This is a genomic window from Pseudogulbenkiania sp. AW2-16 (assembly GCF_056824575.1).
The window spans coordinates 2058010-2079712 of record NZ_CP157668.1 but is presented as its reverse complement, the minus strand read 5'-3'; the positions used below and the strand labels follow the sequence as shown (position 1 = coordinate 2079712).

The window sequence follows — 21703 nt, the reverse complement described above, 5'->3', positions numbered from 1 at the left end:
CTTTTTCACGACTAGCCGTTTTCTTGCCCCCATCACCCGACATCACATCCGGCTTGCCGAGCATGAGCGGCACGCTGGGGACAGCGACCGAAAGAAAAAAGCCCGGCTTGCGCCGGGCCTTCTAATCAACCTTGCTATGCCCATGATCGGCTTGGCAGGTTGCCCCCTTGTTCGTCTAGCGGCTGATCTGGATCGATACCATGGCAGAGGCGGTGCTGCTGCTGTCGCTGATGGTATAGCTGAAACTGTCGCTGCCCTTGTATTTGCCGTTGGGCGAGTACGTCACGGTGCCGTCGGCATTGATGACTGCTTTCCCATGTGCGGCAGCACCGACGGCGGTGACCGTCAGTTTCTTGCCGGCCGGATCTGAATCATTGGCCAGCACGGGAATATTCACCGGCAAGGCTACTTTGGTTGTCGCACTGTCATTCACCGCCACCGGCGGCTGGGTGGTAGTAGTCGAGCTTGTCGCGAGTGCGTAGGTTGCTGAAGCCGATGCCTTATAGCTGGTGGCGGAGCCATTGGTGGCCGTCGAGCTCACCCCGTAGTAACCGGTCGTGGCGGTCGAGGGCGACGTCACCACGACCGAGGTGCTGCCGCTGCCCCCGGGAGCCAAGCTCAATACCGAGCTAGTGGAACTTGCCGACCAGCCGGACGGAACCACCGAGCTCAAGTTGAACTGAGAGCTGGGGCAAGCACTTGAGTCCGTATTGGTGACGCTCAAGGTATACGTTACCGCCGTGCCCGGAGTTACCGTGGGACTTTGCCCGGGAGACAGGCTGACAGTCGGGTTGGCGTGGGTACAGGTCGGCGTCGATACCGTTTGGCCTGCCAGGCTCACACTCACACTGGCGCCAGTGGAACTCACCGACTGGACGGTGACGGTGATGCCGGCCGTGCTGTCGGTAAAGCTTTGGCCCGCCGTCAAGGCCGGGTCAATCCAGTCGTTGGTCGAACTGTTCGGCGTCATGTCGAGCAGGTAACTGCTGTTGCCATCGCCATCGGCCCCCGTATGGACCAGCACACCGCTGACCACATTGGGATAGCTGGAGAGATAGGTATCTTGCCCCAGCGCCTGCCTGAGTTCGACGTAATACCATGTCTTGTATCCCGTAGTCGGATCGGTGCTCTTCAGAATCTTCAGCGCCTTGGCGCCGGTGGTACTGGTTTCATATGGTTCAATCGCATAGGTGCCGGAGCTGCTCACCGTCGTGATTGTCGGCGAGGTGCCGTAGTTCAACCAGCCAAGCCGTTCCTTCTGAAAGGCATTGTAGTGGGCGGTCCCGGCCGGAGCCCCCATCACATCGAAAGGGTCTCCATATTCACTGCTAGTGCAACTGCTGCCGATACTGGTCGCGCCACACTCCATAGAGTGGGAATGATACAGGCCAAGATTGTGGCCCATTTCGTGGGTTACCGCCGTTGTGGCCAAACGGCCATTCAACCACGCATCGGAAGGAGAGCCACCGACCGTCCCCATGCCGCTCCAGCCGCAGGTACTGTTGTAGGGGAAGATGTAAACGAAGCGGGTGTACGGGGAGAGATCGATCCCCGCATTGGCCGCAGCGGTATTAGCCGCAGTGGCAATATTGTAGTAACTGCAGGTTTGCGTCATCGGGAGGGTGAGCCACCCGTACACGCTCCCCGTCAGCCAGGTCTGTTGGCTGGAGTTTTCTTTGAAATAGTTGTTGGCCGAGCCGAATACCGTGCTGTTGACCTGGGTCGTGGTAAATGGCTGAGTGGTATTGTCAGTGAAATTGACCAGCAGCACTGCCGTGTTCTGTGCACCAACCGCGTTGGGCGCGGGCATCGCAAGGACCTGATAGGAACTGGTGCTGGAATCAAGCGCCAGTACGTTACCACTTTGCATCCCTCTCACCTTGATTCTGGTGCCGGTCAGATGGGACGGGGCATGCTTCTTGAATTTCAGCTCAAAACGCTTGCCGTCGTTGGTGCGCAGGTAACGTTTGAAGGAGCTGGTTTTGTCGAGGTTATCCCAGTGGATCACTTCGAGCACACCTTCGCGTTCGACGGCCGAACCGGTTGTTGCAGCAACCTGATTTTGAGAGGTGGTGTTGGTTGATTGGGCAAGGCTTGGGCCAGAAGCCAGCAGCGCCAGGCCCAACAGCAGTCCCGGCATGACGCGGGTAAACAAGCCCCTTTGGCCGCAGTTCGCGGCGGCAGTTCCAAACATGAGGTTCCTTTCTCATTGTCTGGGAAACTCACCTGCCAACCCGACCCGAATGCGAACAAGACGAACCCGCCCTTTCCTGTACAGGAACGTGACCCCCTTTGGCCCCCCTGAGGAAATGACTGAGCAGCGATCGCTTCTTGCTGCGGCCACACCTTATTTATTGCCTTGGCTCCTGTTTTTATAAAGAGAGCCTGGTGTGCGCCAAAACGCTATCAGTCAAGTCATTGCGAATGCCCTGGAACCGGACATCGCCAGTGATTTTTCCCTGATTTCTAATAGATCAGGCCCTCACTATACACACCAAAACCGGGTTGCCGAGGCCGTTTCCCGGCCTCGCCGCCAGATAAAACAGACTCACTATGCCTTTGTTTTAATTAAGAATATGTCATTAACAAAATAAGATAAAACACGGCCAGTTACGGCAAAACTATGGGGTATTTACAACGCTCGCCAAATGGTTCGAAACCGGAGGGAAGATGATGATGAGCTAGGCCGATGAACAGCTGGCGCGAGGGCGGCGGTGCGCGGCGATACGGTCTGGAAGCCTTGAATTCACTGCCCGGCGGGCGCCTGGGTCTGATCGTCCGACGCGTCCTCGCTGTCCTGCGCGTCGGATGTCGACGGGGTATTTTGGCTGCCGTTGGCACTACCCGGCTGCACCAGCTGATAGCTGAATTGCCAGCGGGAATAGCGCTGCGCGCCCTTGAAGGCGGCATCCGGCGCCGTGAAGTTGTCCACCTTGATCGGAGTGCCGCGCGCCGGGCTATAGACCCCGGCGATGCCTTCGTCCGGCGCCTTGAGCAGCCCCCATTCCTGCTTGCCGGTCACCGGGTCGAAGTAAATCTTGCGCAGATAGCGCTGGGTGGTGGGATAGCGCTTGTCCAGCAGCAGGTCGTCGAGGGTGCGCGGGTAGCGCTTCACCCCGCCGGGAGAGCGCTCGTAATACTGGCGGATGGCGTCGCGGAACTGGTGGCCGACGAACAGCAACTGCTGCTCTTTCTGGCGCCGGATCACGGTGGACCAGACCTCGCCGGTGGCGGCCAGCAAGGCCCCCATGATGGCGACCAGCATCAGTACGCCCAGGTAGGTGAAACCCGCCCGGTGCCGGCCTGCCGTCCCCCTCCCCTGGCCCGGGAACCGTTCTTCGGCCAACCTTGCGCCATGCTGTTGCGCCTCGCCATGACTACCACTCGCTATACGCCGTGCCGTCCTGCCCCTTGCCGGGGGCACCGCTCTTCACGTCGTACACCGCGCCCTTGGACGGATCGTCCGGGGGCACCACGACCCAGGTCGTCTGGCTGTCGGTGAACGGGTCTTTGGGCAGGTTGCGCAGGTATTTGCTGGACACCAGCTCGTCGAGGGTATCGGGGTACTTGGCGCGGTCGCCGTAGTACTTGTCGATGGCTTCGCGCAGGGTGGTCAGGTCGCTGTGCAGCACCGCTTCCTTGGAGCGCTCCAGGCTGCTCAGGTAGCGCGGCACGGCAATGGTCAGCAGCAGGGCGATGATGCTCATCACCACCATCAATTCGATCAGAGTGAAGCCGCGTCGATAACGCCGGCGCCCACCGCATCGCTTGTCCTGTTTCATCCCATGCACCCAGCTTGTCGATGGCGTGGCGTCAGCCAGGGCTGGCGCCGCACCGCAGAGTTTGTCGTCCACCCGGTCGCTCCCCGCGCACCGGCCCGACGCCCTTGCCCGAGCGGCGGCAACGCCGAGGGGTCGCGTCACCATTGCCGGTAGGGAATGCCGTTCAGCCCGCGCGCCTCCGTCTTCGAGTAGACATCGTAGACATCGTCGCCCTCTTCCGGCGCGTCGGCGGGGCTGGCGTAACTGCGCTTGCCCCAGGTATCGGCGGCGGCGACCAGGGCATCGTCGCGGGCCATCGGGTCGCGCGGAATGCGGCGCAGGAAGTAGAACATTTTCTTCTTGTCGGGGTCCTTGGGGTCGGGCACCCCCTCCACCAGGATCTCCAGCGTCTTCGGGTAGCCGGACTCGTCGGCCGCCTTGGGGATACGCCCCTCGTCCACCGCCTTCTTGTAGGCGTCGATGGCCTCCCGAATCTGGGTCAGGGCCAGACGCAGTTCCTGCTCTTTCTCGCGCTGTACCGCGAGTTCGGCCATCGGCACGGCGACGCTGGCCAGCAGGGCGACGATGGCGACCGTCACCATCATCTCGATCAGCGTGAACCCGCCGCTGCCGAGACGAGTGCGGCGCGATGGCTGGATCGGTGTCACCTCATCGCCCTCCTCCGCCCGCCACGCTTACTTGGCCGGTGCGGCCGGGGCCGCTGGCTGGCTGGGCGGCGCCGATTGATACGGCACGATGCCGGGTATCGGCACCATGGCCGGCGCGCTCGGCGCGCTCGGCGCCGTCGGAGCCGGAGCGGCCGGCGCAGCCGGGGCTTCAGCCGGTACGCCCGGAACCACGGGAGATGGTGCGCTCGTGGGTGCTCCCCCCCACTACCGCCCCCATGCCGCCGATGCTGCTTTCGGTACCGGCGCGGAATTCCGAAATCTGCCGGTCGGGCAGGTCCAGGTTATGCACGATATGCGGGGTGATCAGCAGCACGATTTCGGACTTGGAACGGGTGTCGTTGTTGCTGGAGAACAGGCGCCCCACGATGGGGAGATCGCCCAGCCCCGGAATCTTGGTGATGGAGCGGCGGTCCTCGTCCTGGATCAGCCCGGCCAGCACCTGGGTTTCGCCATCGCGCAGGCGCAGCGTGGTATCGGCGGCGCGCGAGCCGATCTGATAGGCGGTGCTGGTGCCAAAGTCCACCTGCTTGACGATGCTGCTGACTTCCAGCCCGACGTCGATGGTCACGTCGTCGTCCAGGCCGATGCTCGGTTTCACCTCCAGTTTGACCCCGACATCGAGATAGGACACCGACTGCGCGATACCGGCGTTGACCACGGCGGTACTGGTGAACACCGGCACCTTGTCGCCGATGTGGATCTTGGCCTTTTCATGGTTCTTGACGCGGATGCGCGGGTTGGCCAGCACGTTGGCGTCGGTATCCTGGGCCTGCAAGTGGAGCACCAGGGCCGGGTTGGCGATGAACGTGGTCAGGCCGAGCGGATTGTTGCGCAGGTTGATCACCCCGCTGGCCACCGTCGCCGCCACCCCCGGCGTGACGATCGGCGTGACGGCACCGGTCGTCGGGTTGGTCACGGTGCCGGTCTGCGTGCTGGTGCCGCCGTTCAACAGGCCATACCCCACCTGGCTCGGCCAATCGATCCCCAGGCTCTGCAGACGCGCCCGGTTGACCTCGACCACCTCGACATCCAGGATCGCCTCCGGCTCGGCCAGGTCCTGCGAGGCGATCAGCCGTTCGGCCACCTTGACCGCCTCCGGCGTGTCGCGCATCACCACCAGGTTGCGCTTGTCGTCGACGAACACGTCGCGCGTCTTGAGCAGGGCGCGAATCAGGTTGGCGGTGTCCTTGGCCTCGGCGTTGGCGAGATAGAAATTCTTGATCACCAGCTCCTGGTAATCCTTCTGCTTCGCCGGATTGTTGGGGTACACCATGATGGTGTTGTCGTTGAGGACGCGCCGGTCGAGCTGATTGGTCACCAAGAGCAGCTGGATGGCGTCCTCGATGGTGCTGTTGCGCACGAAGATGGTGGCCTTGAGATCGGGCCGCACGTCCTTGTCGAACACGAAGTTGATGCCGGAGGTGCGCGAAATCACCTCGAACACCGCCTTCAGCGCCGCATCGCGGAACTCCAGCGTGATCGGCCGCGACAGCGCCGACTTGAGCTGCGGGCTGGCCAGCGTGTCGCGCGGCTTCGCCTCGTTGAGCTTGCGCTGCAGAATCCTGGCCTCGCGGTGGCGCGGATTGTCGGCCAGCACCTGCCCCACCAGCGCCATGGCCTGATCCACCGCCCCCTTCTGCTGCAGGGCCCGGGCGTCGTCCAGCAGCTTGCTGTGGCGACGGTCCATGGCCGAGGCTGTCCAGCCCGGAGTTGGCGCGCTGGTTATATGGGTCGATCTTGAGGATGCGGCGATAGCCGGCCTCGGCCTCGTCGAAGTTGCCGTTCAGCTGCGCCGTCACCGCCTGCGCCAGCCACTGGTTGACGGTACGCTCGCGCTGGCTGAACAGGTAGGCCTTGTATTCGGCATTGGTGGGGGATTCCTTGACCGCCTGCTCCAGCTGGGCGAAACCTTCTTCCACCTTGCCTTCGGCCAACATCCGCTTGCCTTCGACGAAGGACTTGTTGCTGGCGCACCCGGCCAGGACAGACAGGGCGACCAGCATGAGAAAGAGTAAGCGTTTCAATTTGCTCCCCCTATTTCCAGGGATTGCTGCATGCTCAGCGGCAGGAAAGTGAACGTCATCGTCGGTGGCGCGATGTTGTCCACCCGGTAAACCCCGTCGACGACGTCCCCCGTTTTCAGTGCCAGGTTACGATCCCCCTGCGTCACGAACACCGTGACCTGATTGCCGTCGATCACCTTGCCCAGATAGCTGAACGGCAAGGGCGGTGGCGCGGGCGGCGCCGGCTTGGGCGGCGGCGGCGGCACGAACCAGGTCTGGCGGGCAAAGATATTCTTCACCTCCTTGTCCTCGCCCTCCGCGCCCGCGCTGCGCTGCAGCGTGTCGATGCTCATGGCCAGCAGCACCGGCGCCTGATCCTGCGGCTTGGCGCCGGCATGGCTGCGCGGCTCGACCCCGACCACCGCGCGGGAGCCCTCGTCGCCGCCATCCGGCCACACGGCCAGCAGCAGGGTGAGCGCCAGCGCCCCGCCCAGCAATGCCCAGCGTTGTCGTTGCGACAGCATGCTCATGCCCCCCGTAGCAGCACCACCAGGCGGACCGTGGCGTCCAGCTGCTCCTGGCCGATGTTCTCGCGCCTCAGGCGCAGGTCGGCCAGCACCGCCGCCGGATTGTCCTCTAGCACCTGGGCCAGGAACGCCCGCAAGCGGGTATACGAACCGCTCACCGGCAGGCTGATCTCGTAGCGCCACAAGCGGCCGCTCTTGTCCGGGGAGATCTTGTACTCGCCCTTGGGCAACACCAGCGACTGCGCCTCGGCGGCGGCATAGATCTTCTCCAGCCAGACCGGCGCGCTCTCGCGCGGCGGGAACGACTGGTAGAAACGGGCCAGGCGCAGCTCCGGGCCGAGCTCGGGCTTGCGCGCCGCCTGGCGCAACCGGGCGATGTCGCGCTCCTGCTCCTGGCCTTGCTGCAGCAAGGCGGCCTCGCGCTGCTGCAGCGGCAGCGTCACGGTGAGGTGAAACAGCCCCGCCCCCAGCACGGTGACCAGCAATAGCGCACCCGGCCAGCCCAGCTGCCGCAAGGTGTAACGCAGGCGTGGCAGCAGGGTGTTCATGGCTCGGGCTTCCACGCCGCCAGCACCGAGAAGCGGAACGGCTTCTCGTTATCCTGCTGATTGATGTGATGCTCCAGCAGCACCACGCTGCCCAGCCCCGGCTGCTGTTCCAGCCGTTCGATGTAGCTCAGCATCGCCTCGCGCTTCTTCACCTCGGCGGTGATGCGCACGCTGTGCTTGAGCGGATCGGGCTCGACCGCCAGCAGCGCCACGTCGTCGGTCTTGCTCTGCTCCAGCGCGGAAAACAACGCCGGCCAGGGCTGGTTCAGGCTCTGCCAGACCGCGTTGGCCTGGTTGATCGCCTGATCGAGGCCCTTGTCGCGCGGGCGCTCGCGCGCCGGCTGCAGCCGCTGCAGGGTGTGCCGGTTGTCGGCCACCCGCTGTGCCCGGCGCTCCACCTCGTGCGAGACGGAGAGGTAATACCAGGCGCTCAGCAGCAGCACCAACAGCGCCGCCAGCACCATCAGCAGGGCCTTGCCGGCGAGCTTTTCATGCTTGCGCACATAGTCCAGCTCGATCGTGTGCATGTTCACTCTCCCATCAGCGCCATGGCGTACTCGGCGCCGGCCTCCGGCGGCAGTCCGGGCAGGGGTTCCAGTGGCAGCAAGCGGATGGTCGTCCCGTCCGTCTGCGGCCACGCCGCCTCGGGCACCTCGGCCGCGAAGGCGAAGATGTCGTGTGGTGCCCCCCCGTCTCGAGGCGCAGCAACATGCGCTGCAGCAACTCGGGAAGCACGGTGGCGGCGTCGGTGGGCGGCAGGGGCTCGAACACCAGCCCGCCCCACTGGCCATCGTGGAAACAGGCCAGCCCGATGCGCCCCGGCTCGGTCAGCAGGAAGCAGCCGCTGTCGCTGACCATGCGGCGGCGCCAGTGATTGAAGGCGGCCATCAGGTAGGGCTGTACCGAGTCCAGCTTCACCCCGCTCTCCTGCGCCACCTGATGCAGGGCCAGCAGCAGCTCCGGGTCGATGGCGCTGGCGATCAGCGGCGTGCCGAAGCCGCCGCCGCTCCAGCGGCACTCCCAGCGCTCCGCCTCGTCGCCGTAGACCTGGCGGAAACAATGGTGCACCATCGCCCGCCACTCTTCGTCCGAGCTCAGCTGGTCGTTCCAGGGAATCAGCAGATAACGCACAAAGTGGTTGGAGATCACCAGCGTCGCCGTCGCCTTCTGCCACTCCGGCGCCTTCAGCGCCTCGCGCAACACCGCGACCGCCGCTTGCCAGCCCGACGCGGCCTCCGCCTCCGGACAAGGCACGATGCACTTGTCGAGCAGGTGCGGACGCAGTCCATGGGAAAACCGCATCAGGATCACCCGGTCCGGACACAGCGCCATCTTGACCCGGTCATTCAACGAAAGTAACACGGTTGATTTCCTGTAAAGTGGTTTCCCCGCGCTTCACCAGCTCGACCGCGGCCTGACGCAGAAAGCGCGTGCCGTTGCGGCGCGCCACCTCCTTGATGTGCCGTATCGGCTCGCGTGCCACGATCAGCTCGCGGATCTCGTCGGTCAGGCGCAGCATCTCGCCGATCGCCTTGCGGCCCTTGTAGCCGGAGCCGCGGCAGTGGCCGCAACCGCGGCCGCGGCGGAACTCGATCGTCGCCGCCAGCTCGGGCGACAGGCCGGAAGCCGCCACCAGCTGGGCGTCGGGTTGATCCGCCTGGGAACAGTACGGGCAGTTCAGCCGCACCAGGCGCTGGGCGAAGATGCAGTTCAGCGCCGAAACGAAGCTGTAGGGATCGACCCCCATATGAACGAAGCGCCCGATCACGTCGAACACGTTGTTGGCGTGCACCGTGGTGAACACCAGGTGGCCGGTCAGCGCCGCCTGCACCGCGATCTGCGCGGTCTCGGTATCGCGGATTTCGCCCACCAGGATCTTGTCCGGATCGTGCCGCAGGATGGAACGCAGGCCACGGGCAAATGTCAGCCCCTTCTTCTCGTTGACCTGGATCTGCAGCACCCCGGACAGCTGGTACTCGACCGGGTCCTCGATGGTGACGATCTTGTCGTGCCCGGTGTTGATTTCGGTCACCGCCGCGTACAGCGTGGTGGTCTTGCCGCTCCCGGTCGGTCCGGTCACCAGCACCATGCCGTAGGGGTCCTGGATGTAGCGGCGGACTTCCTCGATGGACGCGGCGTCGAAGCCCAGGTTGTCGAGCCGCAGCCCTTGCAGCTGGGTGGTCAGAGCGCGCCGGTCCAGGATGCGCAGCACGGCGTCCTCGCCGAAGATGCTGGGCATGATCGAGACGCGGAAATCCACTTCGCGTCCCTGGATGGCGATCTTGAAGCGGCCGTCTTGCGGCACGCGCCGCTCGGCGATATCGAGATCGGACATCACCTTGACGCGCGACACCACCTGCTCGGCCAGATCGATGCCGTTCAGGCTGCCGACGGCGTCCAGCACGCCGTCGATGCGGTACTTCATCACCAGCCCCGCGCCGTCGCTCTCGAGGTGGATATCGCTGGCCCCCACCTTCAGGGCGTCGTAGATGATGGAGTGCACCAGCTTGACCACCTGGCTGGTGTCTTCACTGATCGACTTGTAGGAAATGTCCTCCACCAGGGAGGTCGCGGCGGCCTGGTCGGCTCCGCCGGCCAGCAACACGTCCACCGCCCGCCACGACGCCTCCTGGCGCGTCAGGAAGGCGCTCAGGTCGGTCCGATGCACCAGACACCAGCGCGCCGGACGAGCGACGACGTGGTCGGCCCAGGCCTGCAGATCGGCGTTGAGCGGGTCGGCGAACAGCACCAGCAGATCGCCCTCGCCGTCGCGACACGCCAGGCACTCGTGACGCACCGCCTCGGCGTAGGGAATGACGTCGAACGCCGGCTGCAGGGCATCGAGATCGGCCATGGTCAGGGCCGGATAACGGAAGGTCTCGGCCAGACTCAGCACGAAGTGTTCATGGGTCAGGCCGGAGTGCTCTTCCAGCACGTCCAGCGCGGAACGCTCGCGACGGCGCGCCTCCTCGCGGGCCTGCTGCAGCTGTTCGGGCGTGAAGCGGGCCGGCGCCTCCGGCATGGGGGACAGATCGCTGCTCATTGGATACTCCCGGCCAGCTCGAATATCGGCAGGTACATCAGGATGACGACTCCGCCGATCACCAGCCCGATAAAGGCCATCAGCGCCGGCTCGAACAGGCGCGTGAAGCGTTCCACCGCCTGCGCCATTTCCTCTTCGTAGAAACTGGCGATGCGCTCCATCATGCCGCCCATCTGACCGGTGCGTTCGCCCACCCGCAGCATGCGCAGCGCCACCGAGGTGGTCAGGCCGTTGCTGCTCATGGCGAGGGAAATCGAGCGTCCCTCGCGGATGTCGCGGGCGGCCTGCAGCAACTGTTCGCGCAGCGAGGCCTGCAGCAGACCGGACACCATCCCCAGCGCCTGCACCACCGGCGTCCCGCCGGTCAGCAGCATGCCCAACATGCGGTAGAAGCGGGCCAACTGGTAAATCCGCATGCGCTGGCCGACGGCGGGAATCTTCCACAGCGTCGTGCCGATCCAGCGCTTCACCCCCGCCAGCGAGAACAGGTACACGCTCCCCCCCAGCACGGCGAGCAGCGCCAGCAACAGGGTGATGGCATGGGCTTCGATCAGTTGCCCCCAAGCCAGCAGCAAGCGGGAGAACAGCGGCAGTTCGGTACCCATCGCCTCGTAGACGTGAGCGAAGCGCGGCACTACATAGGACAGCAGGAATACCAGCACCAGGCAGCCGACGGTGATCAGCAAGCCGGGGTAGATGGACGCGTTGATCATTTTCTTGCGCACCAGGTCGGCCTGCGTCTGGTACGCCACGTAACGACCCAGCGCGTCTTCCAGATCGCCGGTCTTTTCACTGGCTCGTACCGTGGCCAGATAGAGCGGCGGAAAGATGTCGGGGAACTGCTGCAACGCCACCGACAAGGTCTGGCCTTCGTACAGGCGCTGGATCAGACGCTCCAGCACCCGGCGCGATTCCGGCCGCGGCTCCTTCTCGTTGAGCGCTTCGATCGCCTCGACCAGCGCCAGCCCGGCCTCCAGCAGCGACAGCAGTTCCTGGGTAAACAGCAATAGCTGGAAGCGGCTATGTTTCAGCGTCGGCAGGGCGAGAGACGACGACTTCTGCTTGATCGCCAGCACCGTGTAGCCCTGGCTCTTGACCTGGTTGACGGCCTCGCCGTCGTTGAGGGCTTCCAGCGCCAGTAAGGTCACCTCGCCACTGTTCTTGACCGCTTTTATCTCGAAGCGCATGAGCTGTCGTCCTACCAGTTGCCGATGTCAGCATCCTCGCCGCTGCCACCGGCTTGCCCATCCTTGCCGTAGCTGAACAGATCGTATTCACCGTGCTCACCCGGCTTGCGGTACTGATAGGCAGTGCCCCACGGATCCAGCGGAACCCCTTCTTCAAGTACGGCCCCTCCCATTTGGGCTCGTCGCTGGGCCGGGTATAGAGCGCATTCAGGCCCTGTTCAGAAGAGGGATAATGGCCCGTGTCGAGGCGGTATTGGTCCAGGGCCTTCTCCAGCGCATCGATCTGCGCACGCGCCGTCTTGACCTCCGCCTTGCCCACCTGGGCGAAGTAACGCGGGGCGACATAGCCCGCCAGCAGGCCGATGATCACCATCACCACCAGCAGCTCCAGCAAGGTAAAGCCTCGCTCCAGGCGGTGTTTCATAACACAGGACACCCGCTCTGCCTCCACGCCCTCGCTCCTTCCAGCCGTCTTGGAGCCTGGGGCATCTTTCAGCGCCCCTCGCTGCTGACACTCCAAGTTTTCACAATTTATTACTACACTAACGACAGAAACCACATTGATCTCGTTATAGGTGCCCCCCTCACTTTTTTCTATAGATGAATTGTGATTTAAATCATTTTTAAAGAAATGACGTTGGATAGCCCTTACTCATTTGACAGAAAGTGCCGTGCCCCTGCCGCCACCCGATTCAGCCGTGCGCCGCCTCCGCCAGGGGCGACAATAACCGGCCCGGGAACGCAACCGGGGACGAATGCCGGCCAGGAAGGCGACACGAGGGCAAAAAAAACGGACCCCGTGGGGTCCGTTTAAGCGGCTGACAAAGTACCTTGTTCAGATTCTGCCGGACCCGGCAAAGCCGGGCCGCTCCTGATCAGTTATTCAATCCGCCGCCTTCCTGTTACACGACAAACCCTTTCCGTTTCGCAGAAGGGGTTTGTCGAAAATACAAGAACGGACCCCGTGGGGTCCGTTCTTCGGCCAACCTCGCAACAGTCTTACAGACCGAACGGGTGACGCATCACGATGGTCTCTTCGCGGTCCGGGCCGGTGGAGATGATGTCGACCGGCGCCTCGCAGATTTCGGCGATGCGGGTCAGGTAGGCGCGCGCGTTTTCCGGCAGGTCTTCCCACTTCTTCACACCGAAGGTGGAGTCGCTCCAGCCCGGCATGGTTTCGTAGATCGGCTCGCACTTGGCCACGGCTTCCGAGCCGAACGGCAGGATGTCCACTTCCTTGCCGTCGATCTTGTAACCGACGCACAGCAGGATCTCTTCCAGGCCGTCCATCACGTCGAGCTTGGTCACGCACAGGCCGGACACGCCGTTGATCTGGATCGAGCGCTTCAGCGCGGCGGCGTCGAACCAGCCGCAACGACGCGGACGGCCGGTCACCGAGCCGAACTCGTTACCGCGCTTGGCAAGGAAGGCGCCGATGTCGTTTTCCTGCTCGGTCGGGAACGGGCCGGAACCGACACGGGTGGTGTAGCCCTTGACGATGCCCAGCACGTAGTTGAGCATCTGCGGCGCCACGCCGGCACCCGGAGCGGCCGCACCGGCCACACAGTTGGACGAGGTCACGAACGGGTAGGTGCCATGGTCGATGTCGAGCAGCGTGCCCTGGGCGCCCTCGAACAGCAGCGGCACGTCGGCCTTGTTCAGCTCGTACAGCGTGCGCGACACGTCGGCCACCATCGGCTTGATGCGCTCGGCCAGCTGCATGGTGGTTTCCAGCGTGGACGTGAAGTCCACCGGCTCGGACTTGAAGTACTGGGTCAGCTGGAAGTTGTAGTAGTCGAGGTTTTCCTTCAGCTTGGCGGCGAAGAGCTCGGCATCGAACAGGTCGATCACGCGCAGCGCGCGGCGCGCCACCTTGTCTTCGTAGGCCGGGCCGATGCCGCGACCGGTGGTGCCGATCTTGCCGGCGCCCTTGGCCGCTTCACGCGCCTGGTCCAGTGCCACGTGGTACGGCATGATCAGCGTGCAGTTCTCGGCGATCTTCAGGCGCGAAGCCACGTCGATGCCGGCGCTTTCCAGCTCGTCGATCTCCTTCAGCAGCGCCTCCGGCGACAGCACCACGCCGTTGCCGATGAAGCAGTCCACGCCTTCGCGCAGGATGCCGGACGGGATCAGGCGCAGCACGGTCTTCTTGCCACCCACCACCAGGGTGTGGCCGGCGTTGTGACCACCTTGGAAACGCACCACGCCACGGGCGTGATCGGTCAACCAGTCAACGATCTTGCCCTTGCCTTCGTCACCCCACTGGGTACCGATCACGACAACGTTCTTGGACATTGGAAAGAACCTCTTCTCTGTCAAACACTAAAACTCAGTTAAACGGAACCACCTGCCAGCCATCGGCGGCCAAGACCAGCTCGCGGTCGCAATCCAGCGCCACGGCCGATTCCCCCAGGTAATCGATGATGACCCGCTCGCCGCCGGCACGCAGCGCGGCCACGGCGTCACGCGCGGCGGCCAGGTCGCGCGCCTGCACGCGGATGCCCTGCGCGGCGTCGCGCTCGGGCAGGATGCGCACCAGATCGCGCAGGTCGAGACTGAAGCCGGTCGCCGGGCGAGCCCGGCCGAACTTGCGGCCGACGTTGTCGTAACGTCCACCGCGCGCCAGCGCCTCGGACCAGCCGGGGGCGTAGGCGGCAAACATCAGGCCGGTGTGGTAGAAATCGCCACGCAACTCGGCCAGATCGAAGCTCAGCTCCACCTGCCCGTCCAGCGCGTTGGCGATCGCGGTGAGCTGCATCAGCCCCAGCTCCACTTCCGGCAGCGACGGCAGCCGGGTGCGGGCCTTGTCGAGCACCTGGCGCGGGCCATACAGCTCCGGCAAGGCGAGGAAGGCGCTCTTGTACGGCTCGGCGACCTCGGCCACCAATTCGCGCACCGTGGCGATGTCCTTGGACTGCAAGGCACCGAACAGCTCGCGCGTGTCTTCGGCCGCGAGGCCTGCCGCCGCGGCCGGGCCGCGGAAGATGGCGATGTGACCGACGTCCAGGCGCAGCTTGTCGACCCCGACCTGACGCAGCGTGGCCAGCATCAGCTCGATGATCTCGAGGTCGGCCTCGATGCCGGCGTAGCCGTACAGCTCGGCCCCGACCTGCAAGGGCTCGCGCGAACTCATCAGGCCGCTCGGGCGGGCGTGCACCACGCTGCCGGCATAGCACAGCCGGGTGACGCCGGTGCGGTTGGACAGCAGATGGGCATCGATACGCGCCACCTGCGGGGTAATGTCGGCGCGCAGGCCGAGCTGGCGGCCGGACAGATGATCGTCCAGCTTGAAGGTCTTGATATCCAGCGCGCTGTCGCCTTCCGACACCAGGGCATCGGCGTATTCGATCAGCGGTGGCAACACCAGCTCGTAGCCGGCCGTGCGGAACAGCTCCAGCATGGCAGCCTTGGCCGATTCGACCTGGCGCGCGGTGGCGGGCAGGATATCTGCAATATGTTCGGGGAGCAGCCAGTTACGCATAAGTACTCAGTACAGAATAAAAGGCGGGGGTGGTTGCCCCGCCTTGCCGTCAGCAAACCGGCCGAAAACATCTCGGCCGGTCACGATTATCGTCAGATTGTTATTTGGCCTTGCCGGCCACCTGCGGGCTCTTCAGATAACGGAAGAACTCGCTGGACGGATCCAGCACCAGCACGTCGCTCTTGTTCTTGAACGACTCCTTGTAGGCATCCATGCTGCGCCAGAAGGCGTAGAACTCGGGGTTCTTGCCGTAGGCTTCGGCGTAGATCGCCGCCGCCTTGGCATCACCCTCGCCCTTGGCCTGCTGCGCCTTGTTATAGGCTTCCGCCAGGGTCACCTCCCGCTTGCGGTCGGCTTCGGCGCGGATGCGCTCGGCATCGGCGGCACCCTCGCTGCGCAGCTGACTGGCCACGGTGCGGCGCTCGGACTGCATGCGGTCGTAGACCGAACTGCTGATTTTATCCGGAAAATCGACGCGCTTTAAGCGCACATCGAGAATTTCTACGCCGATTTTACGCGCATCCGCGTCTGCACGCTTGCGAACAACCTCCATGACTTGGTCACGCTGCCCGGAAATGACGTCCGCAACGGTCTTCTGGCCGAATTCGGCGCGCAGGCCGTCGTTGATGGTCTGTCGCAGACGCGCCACGGCCGCCGCCTCGTTGCCGCCGACGCTCTTGTAGAACTGCTCGACGTTGATCACGCGCCACTTCACGAAACTGTCGACCAGCACGTTCTTCTTCTCGCGCGTATTGAACAGTTCCGGCGTCTCGGCGTCGATGGTCTGCACCCGACGGTCGAAATAGCGCACATCCTGCATCAGCGGCACCTTGAAGTGGATTCCCGGCTGCGTAACGATCTTCACCACTTCGCCAAACTGGAACAGCAGGGCGAACTGGCGCTGGTCAACGGTAAACAGCGACAGGCTGGCCAGCAACAGCAGGCCGCCGATCGCCACGACTACAGATACCATTTTTTCCATCGCTTAGCGCTCCGCTCCGAACATGTCACGTCCCCGGGTCACATCCCGTCCTTCCCGCGGCGGAGTGGCCGCAGCAGGCGGTGCGCTCGGTTCGGCACGGGAAGGCGCCGGCGCCGCGGGGGCCGGGCTGGCCGGAGCGGCCGCGGCACCGTTGCCCGGTCCGGTCGACTGGATCAGCTTGTCGAGCGGCAGGTAAAGCAGGTTGCTGCCCCCCTTCTGGTCCACCAGCACCTTGCTGCTGCTGGTCATGATCTGCTGCATCATGTCGAAGTAGAGCCGGTCGCGCATGACCTTGGGCGCCTTGTTGTACTCGGACAACACCTGCTTGAAGCGGGCGGCATCGCCCTCGGCGCGCGCCACGACGCGCTGCTTGTAGGCTTCGGCCTCCTCGGTCAGGCGAGCGGCCAGGCCCTCGGCCTTGGGCACCACGTCGTTGGCGTAGGCCAGCCCCTCGTTGCGCAGCTTGTCCTTGTCCTGGCCCGCCTTGACCGCGTCCTCGAACGCCGCTTGCACCTCTCCCGGCGGCTGCACGTCGTTGATGTTCACCTTGGCGATGTGCACGCCCAGGGCGTAGCGGTCGACCACGCTCTGGATCAGTCGCTGCGTTTCCGCCGCGATCTGGGCGCGCCCCTCGTTGAGCACGAAGTCGACCTTGTTGCGGCCGACAATCTCGCGGATCGCGGTCTCGGCGGCCTGCTTGACGATGTCCTTGGCGTCGCGATCGCCGGTGGCATTGTTGAACAGGAACGCCCTGGCGTCGCGCACGTCGTACTGTACCGAGAGCTGCACATCGATGATGTTCTGGTCCTCGGTCAGCATCAGCGACTCTTCCGGCACCCGGTTCTTGGCGCTGCTGCGGTAGCCCACCTCGATGCTGCGCACCTCGGTCAGATTGACGATCTCCACCTTCTCGAACGGGTACGGCAGGTGCCACTGCAGCCCCGCTTCAGTGGTGTGGTGATAACGCCCCAGACGCAGCACCACGCCCTCTTCGCGCGCATCCACCACGTAAAAGCCGCTGGCCAGCCACAGCGCCACCACCACGCCCAATGCGGCGCCGACGCCACCCTTGAACGCGGCGCGCGGCTCCGGTGCCTTGCCGGACGGCTTGGCCCCCAGCAGGCGGGCCAGTTTCTGGTTGAGTTTACGGAACAGTTCGTCAAGGTCCGGCGGTCCGTCGTTCGGACGCCGTCCCCACTTGGGATCATGCTGCGACATTATTGTTTCTATCTTCGCTAGGGTGAGGGGGGCAAGCAGCTGCACCCGTTCAGCAAGAGCCTCGCGCAGGAGTTCCAGGCCGTCCCCGGTCAGCGCCGAAACCCGCACCGCCTGCGGCAGGTTGTCGGCGTCGCGCTCGATGAGCGGCTCCAGTCCACGCAGATCGCTCTTGTTCCAGACGATCAGCTGTGGAATCTCGTCGGCGCCGATTTCCTCCAGCACGCGGTTGACCTCTTCGATCTGCATGTCGCGCATCGGGTTGGCCGAATCGACCACGTGCAGCAACAGATCGGCCTGCACGGTTTCTTCCAGCGTGGCGCGGAACGCTGCCACCAGCGTATGCGGCAGATCGCGGATGAAGCCCACCGTGTCGGACACCACGATCGAGGCCTGCTCGTTCAGGTACAGCTTGCGGCTGGTGGTGTCCAGCGTTGCAAACAGCTGGTCGGCGGCGTAGCTCTTGGCCTTGGTCAGCGCGTTGAACAGCGTCGACTTGCCGGCGTTGGTGTAGCCCACGATCGACACCGAGGCGATGCCGTTGCGAAGGCGCCCGCGGCGCTGCGTCTTGCGCTGCTTCTGCACCTGCTCCAGCCGCGTTTTCAGCAGCTTCACGCGGTTGCCGAGCAAGCGGCGGTCGGTTTCCAGCTGGGTTTCACCCGGACCGCGCAGGCCGATACCGCCCTTCTGCCGCTCCAGGTGGGTCCAGCCGCGCACCAGTCGTGTCGCCAGATGCGACAATTGCGCCAGTTCGACCTGCAGTTTGCCCTCATGGCTGCGCGCGCGCTGGGCGAAGATGTCCAGAATCAGACTGGAGCGGTCGATCACCCGGCATTGCAGCACGCGCTCGATGTTGCGCTCCTGACCGGGCGAGAGCTGATGGTTGAAGATCACCACGTTGGCCGAAGTCGCGCGCACCAGCGCCGCGATTTCCTCGACCTTGCCCTTGCCTGCAAAGAGGGCCGCATCGGGACGCTGGCGCTTGCCATGGATCAGACCCATGACTTCGACGCCAGCACTCTTGACGAGATCGACGCACTCATCAACGTTTTCCTGGAAATCGGGGTCACCGAAATCCAGGCACACGATGATGGCCTGATCACCTAAATCGGGACGGTCAAACACCTGAGATAACCGGACTCACAAAAAGAAAGGCTGGAAGGCCCCCGTTCATGGGGAACCCGGCCAACCTTTCGGGGTTTGCGTAAGCAATCAAGCGTCTTGCTGCTCGGACTTCTGAGTAGCAGGCTGCTCGTGCGGAATGGATACCGGGCGGGCCGGCACGACGGTGGAGATGGCATGCTTGTAAACCATCTGGGTTACCGTGTTTTTCAAGAGGACCACATACTGGTCAAAAGACTCGACCTGGCCTTGCAGTTTGATACCGTTAACCAGATAAATGGACACCGGCACATGTTCCTTGCGCAGGGTGTTCAGGAACGGGTCTTGTAACATTTGCCCTTTAGAGCTCATTCGTTTTCTCCGAATCGATGATTGTTGTATTGAAAATCTTGTATCAGCCCGACCACTAGAACCAGCTATCTTTCTAGCAGAAAAGCGGCGGGCGTACTACGAACCAGTTTCAACAGACAGGCGAGCCGCGGCGGTGTGAACACCGCCGCAGCCCGGAAACTATTCGGCACCTCTCAGGCCGGAGACTCCCGGCCACACTGCGGCCAACACGGCGACAATCCGGTCCAAAACGGCCAGCGACGCGCCTCAAGGCTTGTTGCGCAGCTTGCCCTTCTTGCCCAGCGTCACCAGCTTGCCGGGCTTGCCGCCCTTGCTTTCCTTCTCGCTGTCGAACGGGTTTTCCGCCGACTTGAACTGCACCCGCAACGGTGTTCCTTGCAATTTGAACACTTTGCGGAAGGTATGTTCCAGGTAACGGGTGTAACTATCCGGCACCTTGGTCAACGCGTTGCCATGGATCACGATAATCGGCGGATTCATGCCGCCTTGGTGAGCATAACGCATTTTCGGCCGCACCTGCCCGACCCGCGGTGGCGCCTGGCGCTCAACCGCCACCTCCAGCACCCGAGTCAGCTTGGGCGTTGCCAGCTTGACCATGGCGGCGCGGTAGGCTTCGTCGATCGACTTGAATAGGTCGGCGATGCCGCGCCCCTCGATGGCCGAGATGAAATGGAACTTGGCAAAGTCGAGGAAACCCAGCTTGCGCGCGATCTCGCGCTTGACCAGTTCCTTCTGCTCGGTATCGATGTTGTCCCACTTGTTGACCGCCACCACCAGCGCCCGCCCCGCCTCCAGCGCAAAGCCGGCGATGGTGGCATCCTGCTCCGAGATATCGAGCTGGGCATCCAGCACTAGAACGGCCACATTGGCATCCTCGATGGCCTTCATGGTCTTGATCACCGAAAACTTCTCGATGGTCTCGTTGACCTTGCCACGGCGGCGCACCCCGGCCGTATCGATGATGGTATAGGTGTGGTCGTCGCGCTCGAAATCAATGTAGATGCTGTCGCGTGTGGTTCCAGCCTGGTCGAACGCGATCACCCGCTCTTCGCCCAAGATGGCGTTCACCAGCGTCGACTTGCCGACGTTGGGGCGGCCGATCACGGCGAACTTGGGATGGCGCACCTCCTTCTCGTCGGTGGCGGCCGGGAACGGCTCGAGCACCATCTCCATCAGCTCGCGCACGCCGTCGCCGTGTGCAGCCGAGATCGCCAAGGGCTCGCCCAGCGCCAGCTCGTGGAACTCGGCCCCGGCGATCGACTGGCTGATGCCCTCGGCCTTGTTGACCACCAGGAATACCGGGCGATCGTTCTGGCGCAGGCGATTGGCAATGATCTTGTCCTGCGGCGTGATGCCGGTGCGGCCGTCGACCAGAAACACGATGGCATCGGCCTCGTCGACCGCCTGCAGGGTCTGGCGGGCCATTTCGAACAGGATGCCTTCGTCCACGACCGGCTCGAAGCCACCGGTGTCGACCACCAGGTAAGGCTTGTCGCCGACGCGGCCATGGCCGTAATGACGATCGCGGGTCAGACCCGGCTGATCCGCCACCAAGGCATCCCGGCTGCGGGTCAGGCGGTTGAAGAGGGTCGATTTGCCGACGTTGGGTCGGCCGACCAGGGCTACAGTTGGTTTCATCAAGAGACTGCTTTATTCCAGTGACAGCATGGCCAAGCGACCGTTACGGCCTAATACCAGCGCCGTATCGCCCAGCGATACCGGTTGTCCGGTCAGACGTTCGGTCCCGACCTTGGTGCGACCCACGATGCGGCCGCTGTCAGCGGCGACCAGATGGGCATACCCTTCGCCATCCGTCACCAGCACGTAGCGGCCCAGCATGGCCGGACCCGACACGTTGCGATACTTCAGATCATCCAGCTTCCAGATGTTGCGGCCGGTACTGCGGTCGAACGCCCACAGACTGCCATCATCGCCGGTGACATACACATTGCGCGCATCGACCGCCAGCCCGTGGCTGGACGACACGTCACGCGCCCACAGCAGGTTGCCGCCGCGCGCCTCGAAGCAGGCCACCCGCCCCTGGAACGCCACGGCGCACACCTGGCCGGCGTCGAACACCGGGCGCGACACCACGTCGGTGACGCGTTCCAGTTCGGTGGCCCCGCGCGGACTGGCCACGCTGGCCTCCCACAACACGTTGCCGTTCTTCGGGCTCAATACCACCAGACGGCCACCGGCCTGGCCGGCCAGGATGGCCTCGTCCCCGGCACGCTGCAGCGAGCCATTGTTTTCCACCGTCAGCTGCGGCAAGACACGGGACACCGACCACAGCTGCTTGCCGTCGGCCAAAGCGAAGCCGGTTACCCGGCCGTCGTTGGTGCGCACCGTGACCACCTCGCTGCCGGCCTGCGGCGCTTCCAGTGCCAGGCTGGTCAGCGTCTGTTCCCAGCGGACCGCGCCGCTGGAGCGATCGACCGCCAGCAAGCGGCCATCGGTGGTCGGCACCAGCACCAGCGTGTCGGTCACGCCGGGGCCGGCACTCAGCTCGCGCTTGAGAGCCAGTTCGCTGACCTTGCGCCCGCTCAGGGCGTCGAATACCTCAATGTGGCCACGGGCCTCGGCCACCACCACGTTGCCGTTCTGGTAGACCGGCAGGAAACCGCCATGAGCGACATCGCCGACCGAGTCGGACCATTTGAGCTTGAGCGGCTGCTCCACGCGCACCGCCTGCAACGGCGTCGGCTCGACACGTGTGGAGCTGGTAAACCAGCTGGCGCAGCCAGACAGCACGCTGGCGGAAATCAGGGCAGAAACCAGTACACGACAGCGCATC

The 21703-nt window shown here is 64.0% G+C and carries 19 protein-coding genes and 1 pseudogene; 1 reads left to right on the top strand and 19 read right to left on the bottom strand.

The features are described 5' to 3' along the window. Positions 1–175: 175 nt before the first annotated feature. The 5 genes from ABKF58_RS10215 to ABKF58_RS10195 all read right to left on the bottom strand — a co-directional run bounded on the left by ABKF58_RS10215 (position 176) and on the right by ABKF58_RS10195 (position 6137). The gene (locus ABKF58_RS10215) at positions 176–2194 is read right to left on the bottom strand and encodes an Ig-like domain-containing protein (protein ID WP_482584313.1); all 2019 of its coding nucleotides are present in this window, start codon (positions 2192–2194) and stop codon (positions 176–178) included. A gap of 552 nt (positions 2195–2746) precedes the next feature. Further along, positions 2747–3265 carry a type II secretion system protein gene (locus tag ABKF58_RS10210; protein ID WP_482584312.1) on the bottom strand — a complete coding sequence of 173 codons (519 nt, stop codon included), beginning with the start codon at positions 3263–3265 and terminating at the stop codon, positions 2747–2749. Between the two features lie 112 nt (positions 3266–3377). Then, on the bottom strand, positions 3378–3782 hold the full coding sequence (locus ABKF58_RS10205) for a type II secretion system protein (protein WP_482584311.1): 405 nt from the start codon (positions 3780–3782) through the stop codon (positions 3378–3380). 137 nt (positions 3783–3919) lie between these two features. Then, positions 3920–4429: a prepilin-type N-terminal cleavage/methylation domain-containing protein gene (locus tag ABKF58_RS10200; RefSeq protein ID WP_482584310.1), complete on the bottom strand. Its 510-nt coding sequence runs from the start codon at positions 4427–4429 to the stop codon at positions 3920–3922. 169 nt (positions 4430–4598) lie between these two features. Beyond that, complete coding sequence (locus ABKF58_RS10195) at positions 4599–6137, bottom strand: secretin N-terminal domain-containing protein (RefSeq protein ID WP_482584309.1); 1539 nt, start codon at positions 6135–6137, stop codon at positions 4599–4601. On the opposite strand from ABKF58_RS10195, the gene ABKF58_RS10190 reads away from it, so the two are divergent. Next, entirely contained in the window at positions 6136–6465 is a 330-nt protein-coding gene (locus ABKF58_RS10190; RefSeq protein WP_482584308.1) for a hypothetical protein, read from the top strand. The two genes, ABKF58_RS10195 and ABKF58_RS10190, sit on opposite strands and share 2 nt — an antisense overlap. Before the next feature lie 5 nt (positions 6466–6470). Here the strand turns inward: ABKF58_RS10190 and ABKF58_RS10185 are convergent, their stop codons facing one another. From ABKF58_RS10185 to bamB, 14 genes and pseudogenes are all read right to left on the bottom strand, one after another. After that, positions 6471–6977 (bottom strand): hypothetical protein, encoded by a 507-nt coding sequence (locus tag ABKF58_RS10185; RefSeq protein WP_232503482.1) that lies wholly within the window; start codon positions 6975–6977, stop codon positions 6471–6473. A gap of 2 nt (positions 6978–6979) precedes the next feature. Continuing rightward, positions 6980–7528 carry a hypothetical protein gene (locus ABKF58_RS10180; protein ID WP_482584307.1) on the bottom strand — a complete coding sequence of 183 codons (549 nt, stop codon included), beginning with the start codon at positions 7526–7528 and terminating at the stop codon, positions 6980–6982. Then, positions 7525–8055 (bottom strand): hypothetical protein, encoded by a 531-nt coding sequence (locus ABKF58_RS10175; RefSeq protein ID WP_008955088.1) that lies wholly within the window; start codon positions 8053–8055, stop codon positions 7525–7527. Before ABKF58_RS10175 ends, ABKF58_RS10180 begins: the two co-directional genes overlap by 4 nt. Before the next feature lie 13 nt (positions 8056–8068). Beyond that, positions 8069–8890, bottom strand: coding sequence for a hypothetical protein (locus tag ABKF58_RS10170; protein ID WP_482584306.1), 822 nt, complete (start codon positions 8888–8890; stop codon positions 8069–8071). Beyond that, positions 8871–10571 (bottom strand): GspE/PulE family protein, encoded by a 1701-nt coding sequence (locus tag ABKF58_RS10165; protein WP_482584305.1) that lies wholly within the window; start codon positions 10569–10571, stop codon positions 8871–8873. Before ABKF58_RS10165 ends, ABKF58_RS10170 begins: the two co-directional genes overlap by 20 nt. Then, positions 10568–11758: a type II secretion system F family protein gene (locus tag ABKF58_RS10160; protein ID WP_294867498.1), complete on the bottom strand. Its 1191-nt coding sequence runs from the start codon at positions 11756–11758 to the stop codon at positions 10568–10570. Before ABKF58_RS10160 ends, ABKF58_RS10165 begins: the two co-directional genes overlap by 4 nt. Positions 11759–11769: 11 nt before the next feature. Continuing rightward, positions 11770–12182 (bottom strand): annotated as a pseudogene (gene gspG, locus ABKF58_RS10155) (type II secretion system major pseudopilin GspG). 575 nt (positions 12183–12757) lie between these two features. After that, positions 12758–14053, bottom strand: a complete 1296-nt coding sequence (locus ABKF58_RS10150; RefSeq protein ID WP_482584304.1) for an adenylosuccinate synthase — start codon at positions 14051–14053, stop codon at positions 12758–12760. 34 nt (positions 14054–14087) lie between these two features. Then, the gene (locus ABKF58_RS10145; RefSeq protein ID WP_482584303.1) at positions 14088–15239 is read right to left on the bottom strand and encodes an ATP phosphoribosyltransferase regulatory subunit; all 1152 of its coding nucleotides are present in this window, start codon (positions 15237–15239) and stop codon (positions 14088–14090) included. Between the two features lie 100 nt (positions 15240–15339). Then, positions 15340–16221: a protease modulator HflC gene (hflC, locus tag ABKF58_RS10140; RefSeq protein WP_482584302.1), complete on the bottom strand. Its 882-nt coding sequence runs from the start codon at positions 16219–16221 to the stop codon at positions 15340–15342. A 3-nt stretch (positions 16222–16224) separates the two neighbouring features. Beyond that, complete coding sequence (hflX, locus tag ABKF58_RS10135; protein ID WP_482584357.1) at positions 16225–18522, bottom strand: GTPase HflX; 2298 nt, start codon at positions 18520–18522, stop codon at positions 16225–16227. Between the two features lie 126 nt (positions 18523–18648). Then, entirely contained in the window at positions 18649–18909 is a 261-nt protein-coding gene (gene hfq, locus ABKF58_RS10130; protein ID WP_008955078.1) for an RNA chaperone Hfq, read from the bottom strand. 246 nt (positions 18910–19155) lie between these two features. After that, complete coding sequence (der, locus tag ABKF58_RS10125) at positions 19156–20547, bottom strand: ribosome biogenesis GTPase Der (RefSeq protein ID WP_014088086.1); 1392 nt, start codon at positions 20545–20547, stop codon at positions 19156–19158. 12 nt (positions 20548–20559) lie between these two features. Next, positions 20560–21702, bottom strand: coding sequence for an outer membrane protein assembly factor BamB (bamB, locus tag ABKF58_RS10120; RefSeq protein WP_014088087.1), 1143 nt, complete (start codon positions 21700–21702; stop codon positions 20560–20562). Position 21703 lies beyond the last annotated feature (1 nt).